At 51.5% G+C, this 11,822-nt stretch carries 12 protein-coding genes; all 12 read right to left on the minus strand.

Annotated elements, in window-relative coordinates; genetic code table 11:
* Positions 1-1,138: leucine-rich repeat domain-containing protein (locus tag OXH16_05760; protein ID MCY3680881.1), on the minus strand; the 1,138-nt coding region annotated here is incomplete at its 3' end.
* 401 nt (positions 1,139-1,539) lie between these two features.
* A complete protein-coding gene (locus tag OXH16_05765; protein ID MCY3680882.1) occupies positions 1,540-1,968 on the minus strand; it encodes an HNH endonuclease in 429 nt (142 codons plus the stop codon).
* Positions 1,969-1,971: 3 nt separating this feature from the next.
* A complete protein-coding gene (locus tag OXH16_05770) occupies positions 1,972-2,352 on the minus strand; it encodes an STAS/SEC14 domain-containing protein (protein ID MCY3680883.1) in 381 nt (126 codons plus the stop codon).
* A 230-nt stretch (positions 2,353-2,582) separates the two neighbouring features.
* Positions 2,583-3,362, minus strand: coding sequence for a HEPN domain-containing protein (locus OXH16_05775; protein MCY3680884.1), 780 nt, complete (start codon positions 3,360-3,362; stop codon positions 2,583-2,585).
* 138 nt (positions 3,363-3,500) lie between these two features.
* A complete protein-coding gene (locus OXH16_05780; protein MCY3680885.1) occupies positions 3,501-5,054 on the minus strand; it encodes an ABC transporter substrate-binding protein in 1,554 nt (517 codons plus the stop codon).
* Between the two features lie 93 nt (positions 5,055-5,147).
* On the minus strand, positions 5,148-6,146 hold the full coding sequence (locus OXH16_05785) for a sugar phosphate isomerase/epimerase (GenBank protein MCY3680886.1): 999 nt from the start codon (positions 6,144-6,146) through the stop codon (positions 5,148-5,150).
* A gap of 19 nt (positions 6,147-6,165) precedes the next feature.
* Entirely contained in the window at positions 6,166-7,323 is a 1,158-nt protein-coding gene (locus OXH16_05790) for a Gfo/Idh/MocA family oxidoreductase (GenBank protein MCY3680887.1), read from the minus strand.
* Positions 7,324-7,404: 81 nt separating this feature from the next.
* Positions 7,405-8,547: a mandelate racemase/muconate lactonizing enzyme family protein gene (locus OXH16_05795; GenBank protein MCY3680888.1), complete on the minus strand. Its 1,143-nt coding sequence runs from the start codon at positions 8,545-8,547 to the stop codon at positions 7,405-7,407.
* Between the two features lie 90 nt (positions 8,548-8,637).
* The gene (locus tag OXH16_05800) at positions 8,638-9,399 is read right to left on the minus strand and encodes a phytanoyl-CoA dioxygenase family protein (GenBank protein MCY3680889.1); all 762 of its coding nucleotides are present in this window, start codon (positions 9,397-9,399) and stop codon (positions 8,638-8,640) included.
* A 9-nt stretch (positions 9,400-9,408) separates the two neighbouring features.
* Positions 9,409-10,665 carry a Gfo/Idh/MocA family oxidoreductase gene (locus OXH16_05805; GenBank protein ID MCY3680890.1) on the minus strand — a complete coding sequence of 419 codons (1,257 nt, stop codon included), beginning with the start codon at positions 10,663-10,665 and terminating at the stop codon, positions 9,409-9,411.
* Between the two features lie 103 nt (positions 10,666-10,768).
* Positions 10,769-11,551: a nucleoside-binding protein gene (locus OXH16_05810; protein MCY3680891.1), complete on the minus strand. Its 783-nt coding sequence runs from the start codon at positions 11,549-11,551 to the stop codon at positions 10,769-10,771.
* A gap of 14 nt (positions 11,552-11,565) precedes the next feature.
* Positions 11,566-11,822, minus strand: a 257-nt coding sequence (locus tag OXH16_05815; protein ID MCY3680892.1) for a hypothetical protein, incomplete at its 5' end; no start/stop codon positions are given.

The raw sequence follows: 11,822 nt of genomic DNA on the forward strand, positions 1-11,822 counted from the left end.
CTGGGATGTGTGTGTTGATTGATGTGGCACTCAAGGGGTTGTTACTTACTTCAATCCAATCTCCTTCACCCAATCCCGCATTTGCCACCAGCGGCGCGAGGTCTGAGATGCTGTTGTTGTCAAGCCCCAGCCATTCCAGACGGGTTAAATTAGATAGCGGTGCCACACTCGATATGCTGTTGTAGGAAAGATCCAGTTCTATCAGGCTGGTCAAGTTCGATAGCGGCGCCACATTCGATATGCTGTTGAAGGAAAGATCCAGCCATTCCAGACGGGTTAATCCTGACAGTGCAGACACATTCGATATGCTGTTGTCAGCAAGAGTCAGTGATCTTAGGCTGGTCAAGTTCGATAGCGGTGCTACACTCGATATGCTGTTGAAGGAAAGCTCCAGTCCTTTTAGCCTGGTCAAGTTAGATAGTGGTGCCACATTCGATATGCTGTTGACGTCAAGCCACAGCGCTTCCAGATTGGTCAAGTTCGATAGCGGTGCTACATCCGATATGCTGTTGCCGGAAAGATACAGTCGTTCCAGACGGATTAAATTAGATAGCGGCGACAGGTTGGATATCTCGTTGCTGTTCACCCACTCTCCATCCACACCCACGCCCTCTCCTTCGAGATCCAACGCTGTCAGGTTAATAGCAAACTCAAGCCCGGTTAGATCGCGAATATTCTTGTTCCGAGCAGCAAGGTGAGTTAAGGTCGCCATCTCTGCCTGCGTGATTGGCGCATCGCTCGCCTTGCCGAGACTGTCCGCAATAACCGCACGCAGGCTCGCATCTGGAATGGCAACCTGCGTTGCACCATCAGGGGGAGATACCTCTTTGCCAAAGCTGGCACTGAAGATTAGAAAATCGGAAAATCCAATTGCGCCGTCTCTGTCCAGATCATACTTTGCGTCATACCTCCCATCGCCCTGACTTGCTCCAAACAGACCTGCAAACGCCAAAAAGTCAGAGAAGCCAACCATACCATCACCATCAAAATCCGGGGATACATTAACAGATGTGATCGCCTGATCACCCGCCGCAGTGTTCGCCTCTATGGAAAAAGAAAAGCTATTTTGCGCTGGAAAAAATAGCGGATGTATCAAAAACGCGAGTGTGAATAGTGTGAATAAAATCAGGTTACGCATTGGTTTCTCTTTTCATTTAAGACTGCAATTACACAATAGTGTGAACAGATTTGCCTAACTGGTTGTTCTGGCCTTTTTTTAATAGCGCATGTTGGCATCAATCTGAGATACTTTAATTTGCTTGAATGATACTTTTTTCATAGATATAGAAAAGTTTACACAAACGTTCGCAAAGTCAATGCCAAACCTTTGTCCTAACGTTCAGAATTTGTCCCAGTTTCCATTTTTTTGATATATGGTTTTATTTTTACGCTGCACACCTTAATATTTCAGGCGCAATAGACAAGTCTATTTGACCTGTGTGATTGAAGTTTTAATAGGAAAAGCCCAACGGTTTAGAGGAGGCCGTTGGGCTTTTGTGTTTGCCGATACAGCAATCTTTGAAGGGATTTTATGGCAATTTATCTATTGTAATCAGAATTTGATGGTGGGTGTACACCTGCGACAAATAGAATCCGGCGCAAGTTTACCAGACTTCTACGGTTCAGTTGTAAAGCCTCTACAGTTGCGCGACCTGTTGGCGTAATTCCGACAATGTGAGTGAAGCCATCCGCCCATCTAAAATGATCTATCCAAAGTTGCTGTCTTGGGTGAAAGAGTGGAACGGGCTGACCATTGACGGGGTCAGGTGCCTCGACTTTGGTGTATTTGTAATTGTTACATCCCTGGCAAGCCAAAGCCAAGTTATTAAGCATATCTTTGCCACCTCGGCTAAGTGGATTAATATGCTCAATAGAGAATGGATGGGTTGCAAAACGAGCCTGGCTCTGACAGTATTCACAGCATCCCTGAGCACGATGAATAACAGCTTGTTTCAGTCTCGTGTTCACAGCTTATGTATAGGCTGGTTCTATGCCGAGTTCATCTAAAAGTTCTGTCAGAGAAATTTTTCGAATACGTGCAAGTTCGGTAAGATATTTCAGCCGTTCTGTATCGTATTTTTCAAATTGATTTGTCAGGTGAAGCAGTTCGGTGTGTTCGGATTCGGTCAGTGTTTCTGATCGTCTGCTGGCAATAAGTTCCCGATATCGATTTTGTAACGCATCGGGCATTCCCCGGTTGATATTCCGGAGCAATTCGGCTTCATTTTTCGACAATTCTGGTGCCGCGCGTCTTGCCTTGAGTGTGAGTACCTGCGCTGTCAAGTTTTCCAAATCTATTTGAGGCAATTGCTCAGCAGCTTTGACCAATTCATCAACTGTAAATGTTGCCATTATGAAACTCCGGGACGGATTTAAGTTATTATTTTTTTTACAAACTATGACGTCTATTGTATCCGCTATAAGGTCGTATTTTAAAAAAATAGAGTGATCTTTCAAGCAATATAGCCCAAATCCAAAAGGGTGTCAACAAACCGTATTGCGTACCATATTTCAATGGCAGAGAACAATCTGGGAACTTGTCGCCCTTATGGTGACCGACTGTTCGGATGCGAAGTGGTCGTTTATTCAGTCATTTTGCTCAGCGTCCGAATGCGGGCGATGATGGTCTCTACGGTTTCTTTTGCCGTAGCGAGCAACTCGAAGCGGTCTCCCACGCAGACCTCTATGCCGTGATAGCGATATCTTACGGCATAGTCGGTCAGCCAGGTCAGCTTTTCACCGGCGGGAGTGTCGTTCTCTTCGGGATGGGTTCGGATGATGGCCGATAGATCTGATAGGTCGTGGGTGTTTTTGTAGTCGGTATCAAGTGCCGAAATCCAGCCTTTTAGCGCGTTTTCAAGAGCCTGTTGGGCGTGGAAGCCGATGGCTTCCTGATCGGCGTCTGCTTCAACCAAGACATTCAGAACACGGAGTTCTCGTTCGGCATTGATGATTCGCTGTCGTATGTCGGGCCAGTTGGTCGGTTCCGGGTTGTCATAGATTATTTTTGCGCCATGTATATCGACGCCATCGCGGACAGCCTGCCCTGCGACATGATTTCGGGCACGGCGACCGTCGTGGAAAACGTCCTCGCTCAGGTGGACAAGGTCAACGCCCATGGAGTGGCCGTAAACTTCCTGGACTTTGCGGCGAGCCGCCTCACTCGTGCGCATGTATTCCTGCCGGTCTATCTGCTGGGAATCCGTGATGATGAGCAGGTCAATATCGGAATCGGGCGTAAAGTCGCCCCGGGCGCGGGACCCAAACAGGATGACGGTGTTGGGATGGACCACATCACAGACCGCACGGGCGACAGCGCAGGCTTTGGGATCGGGATGCAACTGTGTTGTCGTATCTGACATGGTATCAATTCTCTGGATCGGGATAAACCTGTCGGACAGTGTACAAGTTTAACAGAAGTTCAGTTGTACGCAATTATACAGGATTCTCAGAATCAGAGCAAGAGTCGCTATTAAAAAGATGTCCGATACATTGATCGCTTACTCTTCAACCGTCACATCGTGAAACCATTTGCTTCCGGTGGGGTGTAGCTTAAATCCTTTGACGCGGGTGCGGAATGCTGCGGTTTGGGTCGAGTGTACGAGAGGTACCCAGGGAGCGTCGTGAAAGACGATTTCTTGAGCCTTTTGATACAGGGCCGTGCGTTTTGCTTTGTCGGATTCTTTCTGGGCGGCTACCAATACTTCGTGCAAGGGGTCGCTGCGGTAAAAGGCAATGTTATTGGCCGGCATTTGGGTCGCGCTTTTGTCCAGCAGAATATAGAGGAAGTTGTCGGGGTCGCCGTTGTCTCCGGTCCAGCCCAGTAATGCCATGTCGTGTTGCCCGCGCTGGACTTTGTCCAGATATGTTCCCCATTCATAAGTGACGATTTCAGCTTCGATGCCAACTGTTTGTAGATCGGCCTGGATTGCCTGGGCGATTTTCTGGGGTTGTGGCATATAGGGACGCGGTACGGGCATGGCCCAGAGGGTGGTTTTGAATCCGTTTGGAAATCCCGCGTCGGATAGGAGTGCTCTGGCTTTTTCCGGGTCGTATTCATAGCCGGGTGTTTCTTGCCGATAGCTCCAGACCGTCGGCGGAATGGGATTGACCGCTGGAATGGCCAATCCCTGATACAGATTGTCGATCAGGGCCTGTTTGTTGATTGCATGGTTTATGGCGCGCCGCACATTGAGGTTCTGGAATGGTTCTTTGTCCATGTTCATCGCCAGATAGCCCACGTTCATCCCAGGCTGGGATAGCAATGCGAGATTTTCATCTGATTCAATTGTCGGTAAGAAGTCTGGCACGAGGTTGTCCATGCCGTCGATAGATCCCTGGGTCAGGGCGATTAGTCGGACGGAGTTTTCGGGAATGCTTCTAAAAATCAGGCGATCAATTTTGGGGGCTGGTCCCCAATAATCGGGGTTGCGTTCCAATACCACGCGGTCATCTTTGATCCATTCGACAAAACGAAATGGACCCGTGCCCACGGGATGCCGAGCAAAATCAGCTCCCCATTTTTCGACGGCAACAGGGCTGACGATGGCGCAAAAATTCATTGTCAGATTTGCGAGGAAGGGGGCGTTGGGGCGTTTCAGGTCAATGGATACGGTCATGTCGTCTATTTTGCGGACGTCTTTTACGATGTCGCTCATGGACATGCCTGCCCAGTATTGATACGCGCCTTCTACTTTGTTGAAAGGGTGATCGGGCTTGAATTGACGCGCGAGTGAAAAGACGACGGCATCGGCATTAAAGGGCGTACCGTCGTGAAAGACGACGTTTTCACGCAACTGAAATGTCCAGGTCAATCCATCTTCTGACGCTTGCCAGGAAGTGGCTAATCCGGGTGCGAGGTCGGTGCGTTCGGGGACAAATGCGACGAGTGTTTCGTAGATATTATCGCATACTTTAAACGATTCACCGTCTGTCTCCAGCGCGGGATCCAGTCCGACAGAATCGCCACCGCGCCCAAAGACGACCGTGCGCCCGGTCTGTTGTCCACAAGCGGTTATTAGCATCAATATTGCGAGAAATAGATAGCGTGCCATTGTATATTCCCCAAAAAAATGTCAGCCCTCACTATTCCGTCCTGTTGGATGGTGGATGGGGAGGGCTGACCGCTGAAAGTTGACTGCTGAAAGCTATTCTTCAAACGCCGCGTCAAATGCCACGTCTGAGGGTTCAAAGTCGATCTCATTGACAAAGGCGCAGGATTCTGTTGCACCGTGTTCGCGGTCCATGCCCGAATCTTCCCACTCGACGGAGAGCGGTCCATCGTAGCCTATGTCGTTTAATGCGCGAATAATTTCTTCGAAATCCACGCTACCGCGACCCACTGAGCGGAAATCCCAACTGCGGTCCGGGTCGCCGAAATTTGTATGCCCACCAAATATACCTGCGCGTTTGGGGTTGGGCGACAGGTAAGAGTCTTTCATGTGGACGTGATAGATCCGGTCGCTGAACTCGCGGATAAAGCCGACATAATCCACATTTTGATAGACCAGGTGGCTGGGGTCGTAATTGAAGCCAAATTCCGGTCGGTTTTCCAGTGCTTCTAATGCCCGGGCAGATGAGGCTATATCAAATGCGATTTCCGTTGGATGCACTTCGAGTGCGAATCGCACGTCGTTCTTTTGAAAGACATCCAGAATTGGGTTCCAGCGATCGGCAAAGTCGCTAAATCCCGCGTCAATCTGATCGGGTGACACCGGGGGGAAAGAATACAACAGGTGCCAGATTGAGGATCCGGTAAAGCCATTGACCACGGTCAGGCCCATGGCGTTTGCGGCTTCGGCTGTTGCTATCATTTCTTCGGCGGCGCGTTGTCGCACGCCTTCGGGATCGCCATCGCCCCATACATGGGGCGGCAATATCGCCTCGTGCCGTGCGTCGATGTTGTCGCATACGGCCTGTCCGGCCAGGTGATTGCTAATGGCGAAGCACTGCATGCCGTATTGTTCGAGTAATTCCTTTTTTTCGCGCACATAGCCGTCATTCGATGCGGCTTCGCGCACGTCCATGTGGTCGCCCCAACAGGCGAGTTCCACGCCGTCATAGCCAAAGTCTCTGGCTTTTTGCAACATGACTTCCAGTGTCAAGTCCGCCCACTGTCCGGTGAATAACGTAACTGGTCTTGCCATTTTTCACTCCTGTTTTAACTCAAATTTTTGGCACATCCTGCCAAGTTTTTGTCGCTGCCGAATCGACTACGGCTTCCAGGACGGCCTGTACCTTGGTGCCTTCGGCAAAGTCGGGGGAAAAGGTTCCATCCTGTGCAATTGCTTCAAAGAAATCCCTGAATTCATGCGTGAATGTGTGTTCCCAGCCAATGATGTGTCCCGGGGGCCACCACGCGCCCATAAAGGGTTGACTGCCTTCACCTACGATAATTTCCCGGAAGCCCTGGATGTGATCGTCGTCGTCGCGCGAATAGAATTGCAATTCGTTCATTTTTTGCAGGTTGAATGCGATGCTGCCTTTGCTTCCGTTGATTTCAAAATGGTTGTAGTTGCGCCGCCCGGCGGCAAAGCGCGTGGCTTCAAATGTGCCGAGTGCGCCGTTCTGGAACCGGGCCAAAAACATGGTGGCATCGTCAACGGTCACCTGGCCCATTTGTTCGCCGCCTTGCGCCCCCAGGCCCCCATCAACAGCTTCGAGCAGCGGGCGTTCTTTGATGAAGGTGGTATCTGCGCCGACCACGCTGTCGATGTCGCCTACGAGATGCAGGGCGAGGTCGATGATGTGCGCGTTCAGATCGCCGTGTGGTCCCGAACCGGCTTTGTCTTTTTCCAATCGCCAGACGAGTGGGAAGTCGGGGTCGATGATCCAGTCTTGCAGGTACACGGCGCGCCAGTGATAAATTTCCCCAATCCGCCCTTCGGCGATCAGTTGTCGCGCCAGAGCCACCGCGGGTACGCGGCGGTAGTTGAATGCAACCATGGTTTTTTTGTCGGTGTTTTGAGCCACGGCCAATAATTCTCTGGCTTCTGCGAGGGTGTTTGTGAGGGGTTTTTCACAGATGACGTGTTTGCCGGCTTTCAATGCGGCGAGTGCCATGGGCAGGTGCTGGTCGCCGGGTGTGCAGATGTCTATGACGTCGATGTCGTCTCGATCGACGACTTTTTCCCAGTCGGTTTCGTATTCTTCCCACTGGTATGTTTCAGCCGCATCTTTTACAGCGTCGAGGTTGCGTCCACAGATTACTTTTAGTACGGGTGTTACACCGAGTTCGGGAAAGAATGCGGGCAGTTGGCGGAATCCATTGCTGTGCGCTTTGCCCATGAATGAATATCCGATCATGCCGATGTTGAGTTCCATAGTGTCTCCTTTTTCTATAGTACATCTAAAATTTTCTCAAAAGCCGCATCAATATAGAAATCTGCTATCTCTTGTCAACGACTAATCAAAGAAATCATACCCTTCTTTCACATGCGCGCGTGCCAAATCCTCGTTAAATTCGACGCCGAGGCCCGGTTTTTCTGGGAGGACAAATTGTCCATCCTGAATTAATGGCTCGTCGCTGATTACGAGGTCCCAGCGCCATTCTATCTGGTCTGCGTGGTAGGGTAGTTCCAGGGTGTGGAGGTTTCGCACGGCTGCGCCTACATGCGCGGATGCTACCATGCCCAGCGGCGATACGATGTTGTGGAACGCGGCGGGCATGTAGTATAGGTCTGCCAGATCTGCGATTTTTTTGCCTTCCAGCATGCCGCCGGTCGCTGAGATATCGATGTGTAGCATGTCGCATGCCTGGTTCTCGATTAGTCTGCGAAATCCGTCTCTGCGGTGGACCCATTCGCCCGTGCAGATCGGTATGGATGTCGAAGCCGTTACTTTGCCCATGGCGTCGATATTTTCCGGGGGTACGGGGTCTTCGAGGAACATCAGGTTGAATTTTTCCAGGCGCTGGGCGAGTAAGAGTACGTCGCGCACATTGTATTTTCCGTGGCAATCAATGCACAGGTCGATGTCGTATCCGACGGCGTCGCGGACTGCGGATACCATGGCTTCCATTTTGTCCAATTCGGCGAGTGATAGCCCGCGATCTACGGGGTCGTGTTGCAATTCGTTTGCGGATCCGTCGATGTCGAATTTGATGGACTGAAATCCATCTGCCACGCCCTCTTTGGCGCGCTCGGCCCATGTTTCGGGGGTGTTTTGTCGATTTCGTCCTCTGCCCACATCGGCGTACATCCGCAGTCGATCTCGATATTTTCCGCCGAGTAATTGATAGATGGGCACGCCAATGGCTTTGCCCGCAACATCCCAGAGAGCTGTTTCCACGCCGCCGATTGCGCCGAGGAGTATCCCGGCGGTAGATTGTCCGGTGTTGCGGTCGAGCATTCGGGTGTAGAGTGGCTCGACATTCAGGGGATTTTGCCCGATTAACATGGGGCGCAAGCATTTTGTCACGGCATCGGTTATGCCTTCACCCGGATGCCCTTCGCCCACGCCCGATATGCCGGCATCGGTTTCTACTTTTACGTAGTTCCAATCTTTGTAGCCCTTCAATGTTGTCGCTTTGACGTCGGTAATTTTCATGGCTTGCCTCTTTTGTTGGAGTATCTAAAAATATCCCCGATTCAATGGCGAATCGGGGGCGCGATTGATGCGTAATCCTGTGAGATCAGTTTAATCGCGCACGTCCGGCGGCTGGGGTTGGGAGTTAAACCCGTAGATGCGCTTCATTTCCGGTGTGGCTCGATCCACTACTTCGGGTTTGAGGTAGTGTACAAAATCGAACATGGGCTTTAGAAATGATCGGCAGCAGAAGCAGATCAGGCACACGCGGGCGTCATCTGTGCGGTTGGCTCCTGTGGCGTGCCATATTGCGCCGTTGAACAAGAATACTGAGCCCTTTGGGGCAGATAGCCGCATTTCGTCGGGATGGCATAGGGCATGTGGATGGTCTATTGGCGGGGGCTTTTTTAAGAACCGATGGCTGCCGGGTACAAAGCGCGTGCCCCCGTTTTCCGGGGTAAAATCGTTCAGGAGCCACAGGGTGTTGACAAACATTGGAAATGAGGGCAGTGGTTCTGGCATTTTGCTAAGGGCATTATCGACGTGAAATGCATTGTCTTCGGCGTCCGGATAAATCACGTTTGATGTGAGTGTGCTGAGGGTATAATCTTCGCCGAGCATATATTCAAAGTAGGGCACGACTTTGGGATGTGCCACCAGCTTTTCAAATGGTTTCCCCTTGTTCACCAGCCACCGCACATGCTGGCCCCTGCCACTGGTATGTACCCGTCCTGAGCCGTCCCCACGCTCTTGTTCCGCGAGGCGCAATAGTAGCGCGCGGTAGTGCGATATCTCGGCTTCAGAGAGTACATCGGGGATGATGACATAGCCCTGTTCATCCAATTGTTGTCGATGTGCTGGTGAGATTTTCATCGCGTGCTCCTACAATCCGTAATAGTCGTTGATTTCTTTCTGATATCCATCCACCTCGCCTTTTAACATTTCGTCTAAGGTGACGGCGCGTCCGAGCAAGCCCGATTCGAGAATCGCATAGCTCAATGCCAGGTCGATAGTGCCTTCTTCGCCGCTCATCTGGACGGGGTTGCCGTTTGCGATGGCCTGTAGCCAGTTCAGGTTCTCAAGCGCAAATGCGTCGGTAATTCCGCGCGGCATGACTTCGTCCAGGTGCGATGGATCGGCTTCGCGTTGAAATCGGTCTTCCACATTTTCCGATGTGCCGTCTTCGCCAAATAATTGGCCGTCTGAAATCGCTCCTTTGCTGCCCCAAATATTCGTGCCACCCGGTACACCGACCTGTGTTCCCCGCGCACTTCTCGAGACGGCTATGTGTCCGATGCCGCCGTTTTCAAATTCAAAGTTGGCAAAAAAAGCATCATCTACTTGATTTTCGATTTGATCGACTACGGCGCTATCGTCGTCGGACATCAAGACGCGCACCGATTCGAGCGTTCGCCACAGGGCTTGAACGGATTTTACCGGTCCACAAATTGTGCGGACGCCGTTAAAAAGGTGGACGCCCAGATCGATGGCAACGCCCCCGCCCGCGCCCAGTTTGCTCTGGCGCCAGGGCGTTCGTGCGGCCACAAGGTCTGGACGCGAATTGCGAAATCCGATGACGCCGCGATAGAGCATTTGTACATCGCCAATCAGGCCCTTTTCTACAGCCCATTGGCTGGCCCAGGTAGAGGGATTGAAATTCACATTTTCGTCTATGCTCAAAATTTGTCCGGTTTCGTCGGCGACTTCGCACATTTTCTGAGCCGCTTTGACTGAAATTGCCATTGGTTTTTCGACCGAGACGTGTTTGCCTGCTCTCATGGCGTCGATGGCGATGCTGTGGTGGTTGTCGTGTCCGGTCAGAATGATCACTGCGTCGATTTTGCCCTGTTCCAACATTTCGTTGTAGTTGGTGTACACTTCTGCATCGCTATCGGGATGCAGGTCGCTGATAAATGCATGCGGTGCATTGAGCGGATCCCCGGGCGCGTCAACAGGTGCGGGACGAGGACCGGGCCCCTCGCCTCGCTTTCGGAAGCGGTGGGCGTCTTCTTCTTTGCGCGCGCACAAAGCCGTGATTTGAAATAGATCGCCAAAACCGTTTTCTTGGAGGATTTTATAGCCACGCAAATGGGCGTTTAGTATTCGCGCACAACCGATGATGCCGATTCGCACTTTCATGGTGATATTCCTTTTTAAAAATCAACGAATCAACGAAGGAGTTCGTAGTGGTTTTGGGTAGTGAGGTGGGGTTCGTCTATTCGTTTATTCGTCTATTCGTCTCTCAGAGTTGCCACACGACCAGTAATTGCACGACGTTGTCGGTGGCGGTGGTGCCGAGTTTGTTCCACCAGTACTGGTATTCGATGCCGACGAAGAGCGTGTTGCCCTCGCCGTTTATTGCCTTGCTCAAGTCCCATGTGAGTTGTGGTTGCGCGAGGATCCAGCTTTTGACTTCGTTGCCAAATTCGTTGGTCTGGGAGCCGACGTATTCCGCGTGACCGAAGAATCCGAAGGACTGACCGCCGGTTCCAAAGGCTGCTCCCCAATTGATGTCGAATAGAAAGCTGTTGCTCGTTGTGGGCGCGCCGCCGTGCGCTGTGCCGCTGCTGGCGTCGATCAGAGCGGTCAGGTCGGTGTTGACAAAGAAGAAGCCCGGTACGTTCCACGAAGCCCGGACGCCGGGCAGGTATTTGAGGACATTGGCATCGGAATCGGCATTGAATCCAGCGATTATGGAAATATCTCTGATGGGGCCGATGCTGATCTCCGTGTTCGTCAGTTTGCCAATGCTGAGGGTTGGATACCATTCTCCGTAGATACTTTTGTCGTTGAAGCCGTCCGGAACGCCATCTTCCAAAAAGTCGATGAAAAAGAAACTGTCGCCATATCGCCACTGCGCTGCCTGTTGTACGGTGAGAATAGAGGTGTATTCCGCGGCTCCGGAAAACGGGTTTGTGAGTTTGCCGTATTGAAATTGGAATGAGGTTTGGGCGATTGCCGCGGCCGGCTGCAGGAGGATGAAAGCGATCAGTGCGAGCAGGCCGGGGTACTGTTGTTTCCGCATCTTCTAATTCCTTTTTACCAATTTGTGTAAGATCCGTCTTCGCGGCGGAAACCCGAGCCTGTAGAGGGTTCGGGAGGGGATGCGTCTGCAAGCGCGTCTTCGTTAAATTCAATGCCCAATCCCGGTCCTTCGGGGACGAGCAGATGGCCGTTTGCGTAGGGCATTTGTTTGGGGAAGACATCTGTCAAGGTGGTCATAGGAGGTCTGGGCAATTCCTGTACGCCGACGAGAGAAGACGATAGACACAGGTGCAAACACGCGGCTGTTGACA

The organism is Gemmatimonadota bacterium (genome assembly GCA_026705765.1).
GTDB lineage: Bacteria > Latescibacterota > UBA2968 > UBA2968 > UBA2968 > VXRD01.

Bases quoted from the DNA above. Each gene is read 5' to 3' on its own strand.
- OXH16_05770 (MCY3680883.1), bottom strand. From the start codon at position 2,352: ATGGCAACATTTACAGTTGATGAATTGGTCAAAGCTGCTGAGCAATTG.
- OXH16_05790 (MCY3680887.1), bottom strand. From the start codon at position 7,323: ATGGAACTCAACATCGGCATGATCGGATATTCATTCATGGGCAAAGCG.
- OXH16_05775 (MCY3680884.1), bottom strand. From the start codon at position 3,362: ATGTCAGATACGACAACACAGTTGCATCCCGATCCCAAAGCCTGCGCT.
- OXH16_05810 (MCY3680891.1), bottom strand. From the start codon at position 11,551: ATGCGGAAACAACAGTACCCCGGCCTGCTCGCACTGATCGCTTTCATC.
- OXH16_05805 (MCY3680890.1), bottom strand. From the start codon at position 10,665: ATGAAAGTGCGAATCGGCATCATCGGTTGTGCGCGAATACTAAACGCC.
- OXH16_05800 (MCY3680889.1), bottom strand. From the start codon at position 9,399: ATGAAAATCTCACCAGCACATCGACAACAATTGGATGAACAGGGCTAT.
- OXH16_05795 (MCY3680888.1), bottom strand. From the start codon at position 8,547: ATGAAAATTACCGACGTCAAAGCGACAACATTGAAGGGCTACAAAGAT.
- OXH16_05780 (MCY3680885.1), bottom strand. From the start codon at position 5,054: ATGGCACGCTATCTATTTCTCGCAATATTGATGCTAATAACCGCTTGT.
- OXH16_05785 (MCY3680886.1), bottom strand. From the start codon at position 6,146: ATGGCAAGACCAGTTACGTTATTCACCGGACAGTGGGCGGACTTGACA.